At 63.5% G+C, this 17,295-nt stretch carries 14 protein-coding genes; 13 read left to right on the top strand and 1 reads right to left on the bottom strand.

The features are described from left to right. The first annotated feature begins 38 nt into the window (after positions 1 to 38). The 3 genes from CDO35_RS16785 to CDO35_RS16775 are packed head-to-tail and all read left to right on the top strand — an operon-like array spanning position 39 to position 2,494. Entirely contained in the window at positions 39 to 1,064 is a 1,026-nt protein-coding gene (locus tag CDO35_RS16785; RefSeq protein WP_099525828.1) for an aminoglycoside phosphotransferase family protein, read from the top strand. Beyond that, positions 1,061 to 1,732 carry an N-acetylmuramate alpha-1-phosphate uridylyltransferase MurU gene (gene murU, locus CDO35_RS16780; protein ID WP_099525827.1) on the top strand — a complete coding sequence of 224 codons (672 nt, stop codon included), beginning with the start codon at positions 1,061 to 1,063 and terminating at the stop codon, positions 1,730 to 1,732. Before CDO35_RS16785 ends, murU begins: the two co-directional genes overlap by 4 nt. Continuing rightward, entirely contained in the window at positions 1,733 to 2,494 is a 762-nt protein-coding gene (locus CDO35_RS16775; RefSeq protein WP_099525826.1) for a DnaJ domain-containing protein, read from the top strand. On the opposite strand, the gene CDO35_RS16770 is transcribed toward CDO35_RS16775, so the two are convergent. Further along, the gene (locus CDO35_RS16770; protein WP_099525825.1) at positions 2,491 to 3,489 is read right to left on the bottom strand and encodes an alpha/beta hydrolase family protein; all 999 of its coding nucleotides are present in this window, start codon (positions 3,487 to 3,489) and stop codon (positions 2,491 to 2,493) included. The two genes, CDO35_RS16775 and CDO35_RS16770, sit on opposite strands and share 4 nt — an antisense overlap. A 113-nt stretch (positions 3,490 to 3,602) precedes the next feature. On the opposite strand from CDO35_RS16770, the gene CDO35_RS16765 reads away from it, so the two are divergent. From CDO35_RS16765 to gabD, 10 genes are all read left to right on the top strand, one after another. Then, positions 3,603 to 6,008, top strand: a complete 2,406-nt coding sequence (locus tag CDO35_RS16765) for a PAS domain-containing sensor histidine kinase (RefSeq protein ID WP_099525824.1) — start codon at positions 3,603 to 3,605, stop codon at positions 6,006 to 6,008. Next, positions 6,005 to 6,634 (top strand): response regulator, encoded by a 630-nt coding sequence (locus CDO35_RS16760; protein ID WP_072425039.1) that lies wholly within the window; start codon positions 6,005 to 6,007, stop codon positions 6,632 to 6,634. Before CDO35_RS16765 ends, CDO35_RS16760 begins: the two co-directional genes overlap by 4 nt. A 261-nt stretch (positions 6,635 to 6,895) precedes the next feature. Then, entirely contained in the window at positions 6,896 to 7,993 is a 1,098-nt protein-coding gene (locus tag CDO35_RS16755; protein ID WP_099525823.1) for an ABC transporter ATP-binding protein, read from the top strand. A gap of 53 nt (positions 7,994 to 8,046) precedes the next feature. Further along, positions 8,047 to 9,078: an ABC transporter substrate-binding protein gene (locus tag CDO35_RS16750; protein ID WP_099525822.1), complete on the top strand. Its 1,032-nt coding sequence runs from the start codon at positions 8,047 to 8,049 to the stop codon at positions 9,076 to 9,078. 66 nt (positions 9,079 to 9,144) lie between these two features. Continuing rightward, positions 9,145 to 10,392 carry an ABC transporter permease gene (locus CDO35_RS16745; protein WP_099525821.1) on the top strand — a complete coding sequence of 416 codons (1,248 nt, stop codon included), beginning with the start codon at positions 9,145 to 9,147 and terminating at the stop codon, positions 10,390 to 10,392. A gap of 204 nt (positions 10,393 to 10,596) precedes the next feature. Beyond that, the gene (locus CDO35_RS16740; protein WP_099525820.1) at positions 10,597 to 11,424 is read left to right on the top strand and encodes an ABC transporter permease; all 828 of its coding nucleotides are present in this window, start codon (positions 10,597 to 10,599) and stop codon (positions 11,422 to 11,424) included. Between the two features lie 104 nt (positions 11,425 to 11,528). Next, positions 11,529 to 12,893, top strand: coding sequence for a sigma-54 interaction domain-containing protein (locus tag CDO35_RS16735; RefSeq protein ID WP_099525819.1), 1,365 nt, complete (start codon positions 11,529 to 11,531; stop codon positions 12,891 to 12,893). Between the two features lie 177 nt (positions 12,894 to 13,070). Beyond that, the gene (locus CDO35_RS16730; RefSeq protein WP_099525818.1) at positions 13,071 to 14,219 is read left to right on the top strand and encodes an iron-containing alcohol dehydrogenase; all 1,149 of its coding nucleotides are present in this window, start codon (positions 13,071 to 13,073) and stop codon (positions 14,217 to 14,219) included. 77 nt (positions 14,220 to 14,296) lie between these two features. After that, a complete protein-coding gene (locus CDO35_RS16725; RefSeq protein WP_099525817.1) occupies positions 14,297 to 15,676 on the top strand; it encodes a hypothetical protein in 1,380 nt (459 codons plus the stop codon). Positions 15,677 to 15,737: 61 nt separating this feature from the next. Then, positions 15,738 to 17,198 carry an NADP-dependent succinate-semialdehyde dehydrogenase gene (gene gabD, locus CDO35_RS16720; protein WP_099525816.1) on the top strand — a complete coding sequence of 487 codons (1,461 nt, stop codon included), beginning with the start codon at positions 15,738 to 15,740 and terminating at the stop codon, positions 17,196 to 17,198. The last annotated feature ends 97 nt before the right edge of the window (positions 17,199 to 17,295 follow it).

The raw sequence follows: 17,295 nt of genomic DNA, 5'->3' as shown, positions 1-17,295 counted from the left end.
TGACCCGCGCAACGGCTAGCGCCGTCGGAGACCCCTTGATGTCTGAACACGATGTACGTCTGCAACAGCTGCAAACATGGCTTGCCGAGCAACTGCCCCTCCTGTTCGCAGCACGCGACTGGGGAGCGGTCCCGGAGGCCGAGCTCACTCCCGCCAGCAGCGACGCCAGCTTTCGCCGCTATTTTCGTTGGCAGGCCGGTGAGCGCAGCCTGATTCTGATGGATGCGCCACCGCCCCAGGAGAACTGCGAGCCGTTCGTCCGTATTGCGGCCTTGCTGGCTAGTGCAGGTGTGCATGTGCCACAGGTATTGGCTGCCGATCTTGAGCAGGGCTTCCTGATTCTCGATGACCTGGGCCGCCAGACCTATCTGGATGTGATCAACGAGCACAACGCCGACCAACTGTTCGACGATGCCATCGAGGCCTTGCTGCGGCAGCAGCGCTTGCCGCTCGACAGCCATCTGCCGCATTACGATGAGGCGTTGCTGCGTCGTGAGTTGCAGTTGTTTCCCGAGTGGTACGTGCAGCGTCACCTGGGGCGCAGCTTTACCGCCGAGCAGGACGCCGCCTGGCAGCGCATCAGTCGGTTGCTTATCGACAGCGCCCTGGAACAGCCCAAGGTGGTGGTGCATCGCGACTTCATGCCGCGCAACCTGATGCAGAGCGCGCCCAACCCCGGCGTGCTGGATTTTCAGGATGCCGTCAACGGCCCGGTCACCTACGACATCACCTGTCTGTTCAAGGATGCATTCCTCAGCTGGCCCGAGGCGCGCGTGCAGGACTGGCTGCAGGGGTATTGGGAGCGCGCCAAGGCGGCGGGTATTCCGGTGCAGGCATCGCTCGACGACTTTCTACGGGCCAGCGACCTGATGGGCGTGCAGCGCCACCTCAAGGTCATCGGCATCTTCGCGCGCATCTGTCACCGCGATGGCAAGCCCAAGTACCTGGGCGACGTACCGCGTTTCTTCTCTTATATAGAGGCCGTTTTGGCACGTCGGCCGGAGCTCGCCGAGCTGGGTGAGCTGTTCGCCAGCCTGGCGAAAGATGAAGGGGCACGTGCATGAAGGCGATGATCCTCGCGGCGGGCAAGGGCGAGCGCATGCGGCCATTGACCCTGCATACGCCCAAGCCGCTGGTAAAGGCGGCGGGTGTGCCGTTGATCGAGTACCACATCCGCGCCCTAGCTGCTGCGGGCTTCACCGAGCTGGTGATCAACCATGCCTGGCTAGGCCAGCAGATCGAGGATTACCTGGGCGATGGCGCGCGCTTTGGCGTGCGTATCGTCTATTCCTCCGAAGGCGAGCCCCTGGAAACGGGCGGCGGCATCTTCAAGGCCCTGCCGCTGCTGGGCGCTGAGCCGTTTCTGGTGGTCAATAGCGATGTTTTCACCGATTACGCTTTCGCCGCGCTGCGCCAGCCGCTTGTCGGTCTGGCGCATCTGGTGCTGGTGGATAACCCGGCCCATCACGCGCAGGGCGATTTCATTCTCGCGGCAGGTCAGGTCCATGACGGCGAGGCGACAGGTGAACGGCTGACCTACAGCGGTCTCGCCGTGCTGCATCCGCGTCTGTTCGCCGGCTCTGCGCCGGGCGCCTTTAAGCTGGCGCCGCTGCTGCGTGAGGCCATGGCGGCCGGGCAGGTCACTGGCGAGCACTATGGTGGCTGTTGGGTCGACGTTGGTACGCACGAGCGCCTGGCTGAAGTCGAACGTTTGCTGCAGGAGGCACGTTAAGTGTTGTGGCCGGCCACCATGCTCGGAGCGGCGGCCGGGCTCGCTCTGGCCAGCATTCCGGGTGCACTGCTAGGCGGTCTACTTGGGCAGGTGCTGGACCGTCGCCTGCGCCTGCATGGCTGGGACAATCTGCGTGAGCGTCTGGGCGGTCGTGCTGCGCCGACGGATGACGACTTGTTGTTTCTGATGCTGGGACGTCTGGCCAAGAGTGACGGCCGGGTTGTACAGAGCCATATACAGCAGGCGCGTTCGGAAATGCAGCGGCTGGGGTTGGACGCGATGGCTCAGCGTCGTGCCATCGAAGCCTTCGCCCGTGGCAAGACCGGACGGGACAACCTACGTGCCCCGCTGCAGCGTCAACGCGAGCGTGCCGATGCCATGCTGCGAGCTTGCTGGCGCATGGCCTGGGTCGATGGGCGGGTGTCTGCCAGCGAGCATGAGTTGATCCTGCTCTGGGGCAAGTGGCTCGGCTGGGACAGCGCCCGACTCGATAGCCTGGGCGAGGAGTACGCACCACGTCGCAGCCAGCAACCTGCGCCAGCGGGCGGCAGTTATCAGGAGGCGTTGCGGTTGCTAGGTGTCAATGAAGGCAGCGAGCCTGAGCAGATCAAGCGCGCTTACCGGCGCCTGCTCAGCCGGCACCACCCGGACAAACTGGCTGGTTCGGGAGCCTCGCCTGAACGCATTCGCGAAGCCACCGACACCACGCGTCAGCTGCATCAGGCCTATGCGTTGATCCGCCAGCGTCGCGGAATACGTTAGCTGCCCGCAGCGCGAATATGCAGCTTCAACCAGCCGCGTAGACGGCGGTACAGCTGCTCCTCCTGGACATCCAGGTTGCCCGGCAGCGCCTTCATCGCTACCTGTACATAGGTGGGCAGCTTGGCCCGCTTGCTGGCTTGCAGACGTTTCAGGGCAGCCGTGCGGTCGGTGGCCTGATCCTTGTAGAAGAAGTCGCCAGTGGCCACCGGCAGTTGGACGACCAGTTCGTCCAGCGGCGGGGCGAACCCTGCCGGTACATCCGCCGCCACCATCAGCAGGTTCTGGACATTCGCGGGTTTGCGTTCGCTCAGGTAGCGTGCGGCCCAGTAGGAGCCGCTGCCGTGGCCAAGCAGGACGATTTCCTTGGCCTGCTGTTGGCTGGCGAAGGCGATGGCGGCATCGATGCGCGCCATCACGCGTTCGACATGGGCCTGGCGCCGTTGATCCGGGCTGATTGTGCCGCTGTCCGTGGCCTGTGTGGCTTGTGTTTCCGGTGGCTGTGGCGGGCTATCGGCAGCGGGAGCTGTCTCGGTACTTGCAGAATCAGCGGGCGCCGCTGCGGTTTCGGCGCTTGCATCACGTAGCGGCAGCGGGTCTCCGTCCGGGTCCGGTAGTGTCAGGCTCAGACTGTGCCAGCCGGCGTCAGGCAGCTTGCGTCGTAGCGGGCCCACTGCGGCGGCGCCGTCGGCGTTTTCCACGTCACCGGGTAGCAGAATCACCGCACCGCTGGGTTCGCCGACGTTGGCCGGCAGCCATAGTGCTAGGAAACTTTCGGCGCCGGCCTGCAGCATCTGCTGCTCACGTTTGTCCAGGCGCTGCTCCAGCGTCAGCGCATCGCTGACGCTACGCTCGGGTAGAGACGGCCGCTCGTTCGAGGCCGGCGTATCGGCTTCGCCAGGCGTGGCGCTCTGGGCATCCCCGGTCGGTTCCTGGGCCCAGCTCGTGGTGGCGCAGAGCAGACAGAAACCGAGCAGTGCGAGTGAGTTCAGGCGCATCGATGAAGCTCCTTGGGGTCTGCTACAGAGCCTAATGCCGAGCTTCGCTTTTGTCAGGCCATTAGCGAAAGACTGGAGTAAGGTAAGCAATCGCGTCAGCGGATTCACCGTGCATGAAGTCCCTTCTCCGTTCCCTTATTTACCTGTTGATAGTGGCGACATCCGGCGTCTGGGCTGAGAGCGCGCGCATGCCATTGCGCCCGGCTTTCGACGCAGAGCAGCGTGCCTGGCTCAAGGAGCATCCAGTGCTGCGCGTGGGTCTGATCCAGCAGGCGCCCTGGGTGCAGCGCGGACAGAACCGGCAGCTGACGGGCGCCAATGTCGAGCTGATGCAGCGCTTGCTCGAAGGCATGGGTGTCGCGCCCGAATGGCGCCTGTATACGAGCCAGGAGGCGCTGGATCAGGCCGCCAACGCCGGTGAAGTGGACCTGGCGCCGGGGCTGCAGCAGACGCCGGCTGGTCTGCGTATCTGGCATTACTCCATGCCCTACCTGCGTGTGCCGCATCTGGTAGTTGGCGAGCGCAGTGGCAGCGGTGCGGTGGATCTCGATCAATTGCCGCTGGAGCAGACGGTCGCGTTGCGCACGCCGAGCCAGGCTGCCGAATACCTGGAACGCACCCACACCAACCTGCGTCTGCGTGCGACTCCGTCGGAGCGCGCCGCCTTGCTGCTGGTGCTCAACCAGGAAGTCAGCTACGCCGTGCTGGATGAAGCGAGCCTCAGCCTGCTGCTCCGCGAATCGCGTTTCTCCAGCTTGAGCATCGTCGGTGATATCGGCCTGCCGCAGCTGCTGCGCCTGGCTACGCGGCGTGACCAGCCGCTTCTGTCCGGTATTGTCGACCGGACTTTGCAAGCGCTGCCTGCCCGTGAACTGGAAGAGTTGCGCGATACCTGGATGCCGCTGCGCTATCCGCAATCCACCGACTTCGTCGGCTTCTGGAAGACCCTGGCGTTATTTTTCGCCCTGATTCTGATGCTCGGTGCGACAGCGCTTTATCGGCAGCGGCAGCAGACACGTTCGCTGGAGCGTGGGCTGTTGGCTGCACGCGGCGAACTGGATCGCCATCAGCAGGCCGCCGAGGCATTGCGCCTGAGCCAGTTCTCCATCGATCACAGCACGGTAGGTATTCTTTGGGTCAACTGGGATAGCCACCTGCGCTACGCCAACCGCGCCGCCGAACGCATGCTCGGCTACGCCCCCGGCGAGTTGGTGGACAAGCCATTGAGTCAGTTGGAGCCCGGCCTGCATATGGACCGCTGGCTTAACCTGTGGAAACGCGTGCGCGAGCAGGACGACGGCTCACCCAGCTTCGAGGTGGACTGTCTGCGTGCCGATGGCAGCCGTATGCCGGCTGACGTGTCGCTGAGTTTTCTGCGTTATCGCCAGGCTGAGTACCTGGTGGTGTTTCTCAGCGACGTGACCGAGCGCCGCCGTGCGCGTGCAGCGCTGGAGGAGAGCGAGGCGCGCTTCAAGGGCATCGCCGGTAACGTGCCTGGCCTGGTGTTTCGTCTGGAGCGGGCTGGGCCGGGAGCGGTGGTCAACTTCGCCTACATCAGCGAGGCCAGTCAGGAGATGGTCGGCTGGCCAGCGCAGGATCTGCAGCGTGAGGAGCGTGGCATTCGCAGCCTGGTGCACCCGCAGGATCTGAGCAGCTACCTCAATAGCCAGACCCTGGCGCTGGAGGGCGAGAGCGACTGGTACTGGCAGGGGCGCATCCTCACTGCCGATCAGGAGGTGCTATGGGCTGACATCCGTACCACCGCGCGGCCGTTGGGCAATGGTCGGGTGGTGTGGGACGGCATCCTCTGGGACATCACCGAGAACAAGCTGGCCGAGCTGGCGCTGGCCGATTCGCGGGCGCGTCTGCGCGAATTGTCGGCGCACCTGGAAAGCGTGCGCGAGGAAGAGAAGGCGCGCATTGCCCGTGAAGTGCATGACGAGCTGGGCCAGGTGCTGACCGTACTCAAGCTGGAGACGGCGATGTGCGAGCTGGTTTGCGCCGGGCAGATTCCCGAACTGGATGAACGCCTCAACAGCATGAAGCGCCTGATCGCCCAGTTGTTCCAGCTGGTGCGTGATGTGGCTACGGCGCTGCGCCCGCCGATTCTCGATGCCGGCATTGCCTCGGCCATCGAGTGGCAGGTGCGGCGCTTCGAGGAGCGCACGCAGATTCCCTGCCTGGTCGAAGTGCCCGAGCACCTGCCGCGCTTGCCGGACGCCCAGGCCATCGGCATGTTCCGCATCCTTCAGGAGGCGCTGACCAACATCATGCGCCACGCTGGCGCGCACAGCGTCGAGGTGCGTTTGTGGCAGGAGGGCGGCAGCCTGTGTCTGTCGGTGGTCGACGATGGCAAGGGCTTCGATCCGGCGCTGCGCAAGCCGGGACAATCCTTCGGCCTGGTCGGTATGCAGGAGCGCATGCTCATGCTCGGTGGCCAGTTGCAGATTGACAGCCTGCCGGGCGAGGGCACTACCCTGTGTGCGCGCATCAATCTGGAAGAGGAGATCGCAGCGTGATTCGGGTACTGGTGGCCGAAGACCACACCATCGTGCGGGAAGGCATCAAGCAGCTGATCGGCATGGCGCGTGATCTCGAGGTTGCCGGCGAGGCCTGCAATGGCGAGCAACTGATAGAGGTGCTGCGGCGCACGCCTTGCGACGTGGTGCTGCTGGATATCTCCATGCCCGGCGTCAACGGTCTGGAGGCCATTCCGCGTATCCGTGCTCTGACCGAGGCGCCGGCTATCCTGGTGCTGTCGATGCACGACGAGGCGCAGATGGCGGCGCGTGCGCTCAAGGCCGGTGCCGCCGGTTATGCCACCAAGGACAGCGATCCGGCGCTGCTGATCACGGCGATTCGCAAGGTGGCCAGCGGTGGTCGTTATATCGACCCGGCGTTGGCCGACCGCATGGTCTTCGAGGTCGGTCTGACCGATTCTCGGCCGCCCCATGCGCAGTTGTCCGAGCGCGAGTTCTCGGTGTTCGAGCGCCTGGTGCGAGGGGAGGGGGTCAACGACATTGCCCTGCACCTGGCAATCAGCAACAAGACCGTGAGCACGCACAAGGCGCGCCTGATGCAGAAGCTCGGCGCGCATTCGATGGCCGACCTGGTGCGTTACGCCATGGAGCACCGCCTGGTCTGATCGGCCGCTTTCGTAGGAGCGGCTGGGCGGCACTCCGCTTCAGCCACGATGAATCGCCCGCCGGAGCTTCGCGGCTGAAGCCGCTCCCACGGTTTTCATGCACTGTATAACCGATGCGATCACTCGGAATTTGTAGGGCGATCCCTACGCGAGATTCTCCTCGCGCCTGATATCAGCTTGTCATCCCGCCCGATTTTTCACCCTGTCTCGCCGACCTAATCTTGGCTCATCGGCCTGAGACAAGAACAAGGGTGTGGTGTGATGGCAAACGATGTACTGGTGAGCTTCCGTGGCGTACAGAAAAGCTATGACGGCGAAACGCTGATCGTCAAAGACCTCAACCTGGATATCCGCAAGGGTGAGTTTCTGACCCTGCTCGGCCCGTCCGGTTCCGGCAAGACCACCAGCCTGATGATGCTGGCCGGTTTCGAGACGCCGACCGCTGGCGAGATCCTCCTCGATGGCCGCTCGCTGAACAAACTGCCGCCGCACAAGCGCGACATCGGCATGGTGTTCCAGAACTACGCGCTGTTCCCGCACATGACCGTGGCCGAGAACCTGGCCTTCCCGCTGAGCGTGCGTGGCATGTCGCGCACCGATATCAGCGAGCGGGTCAAACGCGCCCTGTCGATGGTGCAGCTCGACAGCTTCCGCAACCGTTACCCCAGCCAGCTTTCCGGTGGTCAACAGCAGCGTGTGGCCCTGGCCCGTGCGCTGGTGTTCGAGCCGCAGCTGGTACTGATGGATGAACCCCTCGGCGCGCTGGACAAGCAACTGCGCGAGCACATGCAGATGGAGATCAAGCACCTGCACCAGCGCCTGGGCGTGACCGTGGTCTACGTGACCCACGACCAGGGCGAGGCGCTGACCATGTCCGACCGCGTGGCCGTATTCCATCAGGGTGAGATCCAGCAGATCGCGCCGCCGCGCGAACTCTACGAAGCGCCGCACAACACTTTCGTCGCCCAGTTCATCGGCGAGAACAATCGTCTGGCTGGCGAGCTGGTCAGTCGCGATGGCGAGCAGTGCGTGGTGCGCCTGGCGCGCGGAGAGGAAGTGCGCGCCACGGCGGTCAACGTCGGTGCCGTCGGCGAGGCGGTGAGCCTGTCGATTCGTCCCGAGCGCATTCGCCTCAACGGCCACAGCGAGGCCTGCCCGAACCGCTTCTCCGGGCGTATCGCCGAGTTCATTTACCTGGGCGACCACGTGCGCATCCGCATGGAGGTCTGCGGCAAGTCCGATTTCTACGTCAAGCAACCCGTGGCCGAGCTCGATCCGGCGCTGACGGTTGGTGACCTGGTTCCGCTCGGCTGGTCTGTCGAGCATGTCCGCGCGCTGGATCCACTCCACATCGAGTGAGCCTTTCGCGCAGTGCTTCACCTTTACCCCGTAACACAGAGGAGCTGATAAGAATGAAGAAATCCCTGAAGCTCGCGGCGTTGGCCCTGGGCGTTAGCTGTGCCATGCCGGCACTGGCGGTGGATCTGACAGCGGTATCCTTCGGCGGCGCGAACAAGGCGGCGCAGGTCAAGGCGTTCTACGAACCCTTCGAGAAGGAAACCGGCAACAAGGTGCTGGGCGGCGAATACAACGGTGAAATGGCCAAGGTCAAAGCCATGGTCGATACCCGCAGCGTGAGCTGGGATCTGGTGGAGGTGGAGTCGCCGGAACTGGCCCGCGGTTGTGACGAAGGCCTGTTCGAGGAGCTCGATCCGGCCCAGTTCGGCGATGAGTCCAACTTCATCGACGGCGCCATCCAGCCGTGCGGCGTGGGCTTCTTCGTCTGGTCCACGGTATTGGCCTACAACGCCGACAAACTGAGCGCCGCACCGACCAGTTGGTCCGATTTCTGGGACGTAGCGAAATTCCCGGGCAAACGCGGCCTGCGCAAGGGCGCCAAGTACACCCTGGAATTCGCCCTGATGGCCGATGGCGTGCCGGTCAAGGACGTGTACAAGGTACTGGCCACCAAGGAAGGCCAGGATCGCGCATTCAAGAAACTCGATGAGCTGAAGCCGAACATCCAGTGGTGGGAAGCTGGCGCCCAGCCGCCGCAGTATCTCGCTTCCGGTGACGTGGTGATGAGCTCGGCCTACAACGGTCGTATCGCGGCGGTGCAGGGCGAAAGCAACCTGCAGGTGGTGTGGAACGGTGGTATCTACGACTTCGATTCCTGGGCCATCCCGCGTGGCGCCAAGAATGCCGAACTGGCCAAGGAGTTCATCGCCTACTCGGTCAAGCCCGAAGCGCAGAAGACCTACTCGGAGAATATCGCCTACGGCCCGGCCAACAAGCAGGCCATCGAGCTGCTGGCGCCGGAGCGTCTGAACCTGATGCCGACCACCCCGGAAAACATCGCCAACCAGGTGGCCATCGATGTGACCTTCTGGGCTGACTACGGCGAGCAGCTGGAGCAACGTTTCAACGCTTGGGCGGCGCGTTAAGTCGCCTATCCGGCCCCGCCTCATGGCGGGGCCGTCTGAATTCCTTTCTTGCTTGCGGAGTTGTCCATGGCCGCCGTACTGCCTGCCAATGATTTGCCTGGGCCGAGCCTGAAGCAGCGACTGGCCCGTGCCGAGCGTTTCAATCGCCTGAAATCCAAGGCGCTGATCCTGCCGCTGTTGCTGTTCCTTCTGCTGACCTTCCTGCTGCCTATCGGCGCACTGCTCATGCGCAGTGTGGACAACCCGGAAGTGGTCGGCAGCCTGCCGCGCACCGTTGAGGCGATTGCTGCCTGGGATGGTCGTGGCCTGCCGGATGAGGCGGTATACCGGGCGATTGCCAGCGATATGCTCGAGGCGCGGCGCAATCAGAGCCTCGGCGATCTGTCCAAGCGCCTGAACATGGAGCTGGCGGGCTTCCGTAGCCTGGTCAGCGCGACCGCACGCAAGCTGCCGCTCCGTGAGGAGCCAGCGTCATACCAGGAAGCTTTCCTCGATATGGACGAGCGCTGGGGCGACCCCGCCTATTGGCAGGTGATCCGCCGTAATGCGTCGTCGGTCACGCCGTACTATCTGCTGGCCGCGCTCGATCACCGCATCGACGACCTCGGCGAACTGGCCAAGGCCACCCCGGATCAGGCCATCTACCTGGATATCTTCGCCCGTACCTTCTGGATGAGCCTGGTGATCACCGCCATCTGCCTGGTGCTGGCTTACCCGCTGGCCTACCTGCTGGCCAACCTGCCGACGCGGCAGGGCAACCTGCTGATGATTCTGGTGTTGCTGCCGTTCTGGACATCGATTCTGGTGCGGGTCGCGGCCTGGATCGTGCTGTTGCAGTCGGGCGGGTTGATCAACAGCGCGCTGATATCGCTGGGGATCATCGAGCAGCCGTTGCAACTGGTGTTCAACCGCAGCGGCGTTTACGTGGCCATGGTCCACATCATGCTGCCGTTCATGATCCTGCCGATCTACAGCGTGATGAAGGGCATCTCGCCCAGCTACATGCGTGCGGCGGTGTCGCTCGGCTGCCACCCGTTCGCCAGTTTCTGGCGGGTGTACTTCCCGCAAACGCTGGCCGGAGTCGGTGCGGGTTGCCTGTTGGTGTTCATCCTGTCCATCGGCTACTACATCACCCCGGCGCTGCTGGGCAGCCCGAACGACCAGATGATCAGCTACTTCGTCGCCTTCTACACCAACACCACCATCAACTGGGGCATGGCCACGGCCCTCGGCGGCCTGCTGCTGGCCGCGACGCTGGTGCTCTACGTGGTGTACAGCTGGCTGGTCGGCGCCAGCAAACTGCGCTTGGGTTAAAAAGCGGTCTGCGCAGCAGACCATCTGATGACCCTCGCCCATTTATGGGAGAGGGTGCCCGAAGGGCGGGAGAGGGTGCTTGTTTCGGCACCCCCGTCTCTCGGTAACCGGACTCGGGAGGAGGGCACAAGAAGAGCGCCCTCTCCCCCAGCCCCTCTCCCATAAATGGGAGAGGGGAGCTAAACGCTAAATGGAGTCACAGCCATGCTCAGCCCCTACATGTCACCCGTCGAGCGCCTCTGGTACTACGGCCTGCGCATTCTCTGCGGCCTGGTGCTGCTGTTTCTGATCCTGCCGGTGCTGGTGATCGTGCCGCTGTCGTTCAACTCCGGCACCTTCCTTGTTTACCCGCTGCAGGGCTTCTCACTGCGCTGGTACGAGGACTTCTTTATGTCCGCTGACTGGATGCGTTCGCTGAAGAACAGCCTGATCATCGCCCCGGCCGCGACCATGCTGGCCATGGTCTTCGGCACCCTGGCGGCCATCGGTCTGACCCGGGGCGAATTCCGTGGCAAGGCGCTGGTGATGAGCCTGCTGATCTCGCCGATGATCGTCCCGGTGGTGATCATCGGTGTCGCCAGCTACCTGTTCTTCGCCCCGCTGGGCATGGGCAACAGCTACCTGTCGCTGATCCTGGTACACGCGGTGCTCGGCGTGCCGTTCGTGATCATCACCGTGTCGGCCACGCTGCAGGGCTTCAACCACAACCTGGTGCGCGCCGCCGCCAGCCTAGGGGCCTCGCCGCTGACGGCGTTTCGCCGGGTGACCCTGCCGCTGATCGCGCCGGGCGTGATTTCGGGTGCGTTGTTCGCCTTCGCCACCTCCTTCGACGAAGTGGTGGTGACCCTTTTCCTCGCCGGCCCCGAGCAGGCCACCCTGCCGCGGCAGATGTTCAGCGGCATCCGCGAGAACCTGTCGCCGACCATCGCCGCCGCCGCCACGCTGCTGATCGGCTTCTCCGTCCTGCTGCTGCTGACCCTGGAATGGCTGCGTGGGCGCAGCGAGAAGCTGCGTACTTCGACGCCGGAATAAATCGTCGCAGCTGTATGTTCAGGGCCTCGCCGCGAAACTGGCGGGGCCTTGTTCGTTTCCGGGCGTAGAATGTGTAGTTTCTCCTGACCCAACAAGGCAGCCAGATGGACTTCGATGATCCCGGGTTTCGCGAGCTGATCGACGCGTTGCACGATGGCGTCTACATCACCGACGCCGATGGCATCACCCTCAAGGTCAACAGTGCCTATGAGCGCCTGACCGGACTGCGTGCCGAGGATGTCGTCGGCCAGCACATGCAGGCGCTGGTAGAGCAGGGTGTGATCTCGCAGTCGGTGTCCTTGCGCGTGCTCAAGGAAGGCAAAGCGCTGTCGCTGATGCAGAGCGTCAGCCAGGGCAAACGCCTGCTGGTCAGTGGCACGCCGATCTTCGCCGCCGATGGACGCGTGCGCTATGTGGTCAGTACCGTGCGCGACATGACCGAGCTGCTGCGCATGAAGCACGAGCGCGACGAGCTGCAGCAACTGAAGCAGCTGCGCAACAGCACGGCCAAGCTGCATGCCGGCCAGCGTGACGACCTGCTCGATGCCTCGCCGGTCGCGGACAAGCCCGCTTCAGGACGCGTCTTCATGCAGGCGCGGCGGGTCGCGGCCAGCGACGTGAAGGTGCTGCTGCAAGGGGAAACCGGCGTCGGCAAGACTCTGATCGCCCAGTACATCCACAAGAGCAGCCCGCGCGCGGCGCAGCCCTTTCTGGCGCTGAACTGCGGTGCGCTGCCGGAGAACCTGATCGAGGCCGAGTTGTTCGGCTATGTGCCGGGTGCGTTCACCGGCGCCGGCAGCAAGGGCAAGCGCGGTCTGCTGGAGCTGGCGCACCAGGGCACGGTTTTTCTCGATGAGATCGGTGATCTGCCATTGCCGCTGCAGGTCAAGCTGCTCAAGGTTATCGAGGAGAGCCGCTTCATCCCGGTCGGTGGTCTGGAGTTGAAGGAGGTGGATGTACGCATCATCACCGCCACTCACCACGACTTGCGCACGATGGTCGCCGAGGGCCGCTTTCGCGCCGACCTCTACTACCGCCTCAACGTCGTGCCGATCCACATTCCGGCGCTGCGCGAGCGTTCCGAGGAAATTCAGCCGTTGCTGGATTTCTACCTGGCCGAATTCAATCAGCGTTATGGTCGAGTGCTGAGCTGGGAGCTCGAGGCGCTCGACGCGCTGACCGACTACGCCTGGCCCGGCAACATCCGTGAGCTGATCAATCTGGTCGAGCGCCTGGTGGTGACCTGCAGTGGTGAACGCATCGAACTGTGCGATCTGCCGGAGGAAATGCGCGTTGCTCGCAGCGATGTCGACGACCTGCTGCCATTGCGCAAGCAGGTGGAGAACCTCGAGCGGCGCCTCATCCGCCGTGCCCTGATGCAGCACAAGACCACCCGTGAAGCGGCCAAGGTGCTCGGTCTGAGCCAGGCAACGCTGGTGCAGAAAATGAAGCGCTGGGAGCAGGGTTGATTGGAAAATGGATCGTAATAGGCTCTTCTGATTGATTTTCTGATCAAGTGCAGCCCGCAGCGCGCTGTGACAAATCGACGCAAGCCTTCTACCACGCCGCTTTCGGCGAGCTGGCACAGGATTGGCTATAGCAAGCCCCGAACCCGTTCAGCATAACAACGCATAAGGGGCCTGCTGATGAACACTGCCGCATTCAAGATCGCCAACAAGCTGCTGACCGGCCAAGGGGCCGTGGAGCAACTGGCGCTCGAACTGCCTCGATTGAATATCACCAATCCGCTGATCGTTACCGACGCCATCCTGATCAAGTCCGGTACGGTCGAGCATGTCCTCAAGCAACTCGGTGAGCGCCGCTACGGCATCTATGACGGTGTCGAGCCGGAGCCGGAGATCGCCATCGTCGAAGCCTGCGCCAAGGTATACCGCGACGGCGGTCACGATGGCCTGATCGGTGTCGGTGGCGGCAGCGCCATCGACATCGCCAAGGCAGTGGCTGGCTATGTCGGGCATGACGGTGCATTGGAAGAGTTGTTCGGCGTCGATCAGATCAAGCGTAAAGGCCCGCCGCTGATTGCCATTCCGACCACTGCTGGCACCGGCTCGGAAGTGACCAACGTGTCGATCCTTTCTGACAAGAAGGCGCAGCTGAAAAAGGGCATCGTCAGCGATTACCTGCTGCCGGACGTCGCCCTGGTCAGTCCGCTGATGACCCTGACCTGCCCCCGTGGCGTGACCGCCGCCAGTGGCGTCGATGCATTGGTGCACGCGGTGGAGTCCTACCTGTCGGTCAATGCTTCGCCGATCACCGACGCCCTGGCCATCGGCGCCATCAAGCTGATCGCAAAGGCGCTGCCCAAGGCCTATGCCAATCCGGCTGACCTGCTCGCTCGCGAAGACATGGCGACCGCCAGCCTGATGGCCGGCATGGCCTTCGGCAATGCCGGCGTAGGCGCGGTGCATGCGCTGGCGTATCCCCTTGGCGGACGTTTCAACATCGCTCATGGCGTCAGCAATGCCTTGCTGCTGCCCTACGTGATGGCCTGGAACAAGCTGGCCTGCGTCGAGCGCATGGCTGATATCGCCGCTGCTCTCGGTGTGCAAACGCATGGCCTGAGCGACAAGGCCGCCGCCGACCTGGCCGTCGAGGCCATGGCCGAGCTGTGTGCCGACGTCGACATCCCCAAGGGCATGCGCAGCTTCGGTGTGCCGGAAGACGCCATCCCGGCCATGGCCGAGGAGGCGAGCAAGATCGATCGACTGATGCGCAACAATCCGCGACGCCTGACGGCTGGCGACATCGAACAGATCTACCGCGCTGCCTACTGATTACCGCAACGAAGATGAAAGGCCCCAGTGTGCTGGGGCCGGCTGAAATACAACTCTAATAAAGCTGGGTGACTCAAATGTCCGAACTGCATCAACAAGACCTTGGTGTGGAAGCCCCCTACTGGCCGGTGGGGCCATTCAAGGTGCGTCTGCCTTTCATTCATTACCGCTTCGAGCTCTCTGACTACATGCAGGGCCTACTCATGTGCGCGGTGGATCTGGCGGCGATTCCGCTGATGACAGAATTCCTCGGCATGCCGTTCGAGGTGGCGCTGGCAGTGGTCATGCTCAATGGCCTGCTATACCTGACCCACCATTTGCTGGGCGACCCGGTCGTTCCGGGCTGGATCACCCCGGCGATCCCACTGCTGATGGCCTACTGCAGCCAGTTTCCGGAGGGCCCGGAGCGGGTGCATGCGCTGATTGCCTTCCAGTTGATGCTCGGGGTGTTCTCTATAGGCCTGGGTATGACGGGCATGGCGCGCAAGGTGGTGTCCCTGGTGCCCTCGGCGCTCAAGGCCGGCATCATCATGGGCGCCGGCCTTAGCGCGGTGGTGACGGTATTCAAGGAGGGCGGTCGCTTCGACAGCTTCCCCTGGACCATTTCCATCGCCATTGGTATCGCCTTCTACCTGGTGTTCTCCATCCATTTCCAGGAACTGAAGAAGCGCAATCGCTTCTGGTGGAACTTCGCCAAGCTAGGCATCTTCCCGATCATCCTGCTGGCGGTGATCGTCGCGCCGATTTTCGGCGAGGCGCCCTGGCCGAACATCGAGTGGGGCATCAGCCAGCCGGACTTCGTCACCCTGTGGAACGAATACACCGTGTTCGGCCTCGGTATGCCGCCGCTGATGATGTTCGTCACTGCCATACCCACCGTGTTCGCCGCCTATCTGGTGGTGTTTGGCGATGTGCTCGGCGCCAAGGCGATCCTCGGTGAAGCCGACCACGTACGGCGTGACGAGAAGGTCGACTTCAACCCCAACCGCTCGCACCTGATCTTTGGTGGACGCAATGCCTTCATGAGCCTATTCGGGCCGGACGTGGCCATGTGTGGCCCGCAGTGGTCGGCCATGCAGGTGGTGATCACCGAACGCTTCAAGGGTGGCGCCAAGGCGATGAAGTCGATCTACGGCGGCGTCGGCTCGTTCCGTTGGGGCACCAATACTGGCCTGTTGCTGCTGCCGGTGGTGACGCTGGTGCAGCCGATTCTCGGTGTGGCGCTGGCGCTGACCCTGCTGATCCAGGGCTACGTCAGCGTGCGCCTGGGCATCATGGAGGCACGCAGCCAGCGTGATCTGGGTATCGCCGGGGTGATCGGCGCAGTGTTGGCGATCAAAGGCGCCGGCTGGGCCTTCGCCATCGGCGTTGGCCTGTGTGCGCTGATCTATGGCGCGCGGATGTTCCGCGGCGAGAACGACCAGACCTTCACCAAGGATCTGCCGCCAGCCGAGTGAGGCCTTCAATCCCTAATTCAGCCGAGGGGTGATCTCTTCCCTCGGCAGCAGGAGAAAAATCATGCAACTGAACGATCCCGATCTGCTGCGCCATCAGGCCTATATCGACGGCCAGTGGTGTGACGCCAGCAATGGCGATGTGACTGAAATCTTCAACCCTGCCAACGGCGAGTCGCTGGGCGTCGTGCCGAACATCGGTGGCGCGCAGACCCGTCAGGCCATCGAGGCGGCGCAGGCTGCCCAACCCGCCTGGCGTGCGCTGACGGCCAAGGAGCGCGCGGCGCGGCTGCGAAAATGGTACGAGCTGATGCTGGCCAATCAGGAAGATCTGGCGCGGCTCATGACGGCTGAGCAGGGCAAGCCGCTGACCGAGGCGCGCGGTGAGGTGCTCTATGCCGCATCCTTTATCGAGTGGTTCGCCGAAGAGGCCAAGCGCGTCTACGGCGACACCATTCCCGGTCATCAGCCGGACAAGCGCCTGATCGTGACCAAGGAGCCCATTGGCGTGGCGGCGGCCATCACACCGTGGAACTTCCCGGCGGCGATGATCACCCGCAAGGCCGGTCCGGCACTGGCCGCTGGCTGCGCCATGGTGCTCAAGCCGGCGCCGCAGACACCGTTCAGTGCTCTGGCGCTGGCGGTGCTGGCCGAGCGCGCGGGGATTCCTGCCGGGCTGTTCAGCGTACTGCCGGCTGATACCGAGCGTTCCCGTGAAGTGGGTGCCGAGCTGTGTGCCAACCCCATCGTGCGCAAGCTGTCGTTCACCGGCTCCACCGGTGTTGGCATCAAATTGATGGAGCAATGTGCGCCGACCCTGAAGAAGCTCTCGCTGGAACTGGGTGGCAATGCGCCATTCATTGTCTTCGAGGATGCCGATCTCGATGCTGCGGTCGAGGGTGCACTGGTAGCCAAGTACCGCAACGCCGGGCAGACCTGCGTCTGCGCCAACCGTATCTATGTGCACGACGCCGTCTACGACTCCTTTGCCGAGAAACTGGCCGCGGCCGTGGCCAAGCTGCGGGTCGGCCCTGGAGACGAAGCCGGCGTGGTCATTGGCCCGTTGATCGACGGCAATGCCGTGGCCAAGGTACAGGCGCATCTGGCCGATGCGCTGGAGAAGGGCGCCAAGGTGTTGCAGGGCGGCATGGCGCACGCGTTGGGCGGGCATTTCTTCGAGCCCACGGTCATCACTGGCGTCACCGTGGATATGCGCGTGGCCCGTGAAGAGACCTTCGGCCCGCTGGCGCCGTTGTTCCGCTTCAGTGATGAGGCCGAAGTGGTACGTCAGGCCAATGACACAGAGTTTGGCCTGGCCGGTTATTTCTACACCCGCGATTTGGGGCGCACCTTCCGTGTCGCCGAAGCGCTGGAGTACGGGATGGTGGGTATCAATACCGGGCTGATCTCCAACGAAGTGGCGCCGTTTGGCGGTATGAAGGCTTCAGGACTGGGCCGCGAAGGCTCCAAGTACGGCCTGGATGAGTACCTGGAAATCAAGTACCTCTGCCTCGGCGGTATCTGAATCAGGTCGCTATTGCGCGAGTGCGTAGGGTGGACAACGCGAAGCTTGTCCACCTTTCTTACTGCGCCGCTGCCGGCCCATGGTGGACAAACTTTCG

The organism is Pseudomonas sediminis (assembly GCF_002741105.1).
Lineage (GTDB): Bacteria > Pseudomonadota > Gammaproteobacteria > Pseudomonadales > Pseudomonadaceae > Aquipseudomonas > Aquipseudomonas sediminis.
Note: the sequence above shows the minus strand (reverse complement) of the source record. Positions and strands in the feature narration are given on the sequence as shown.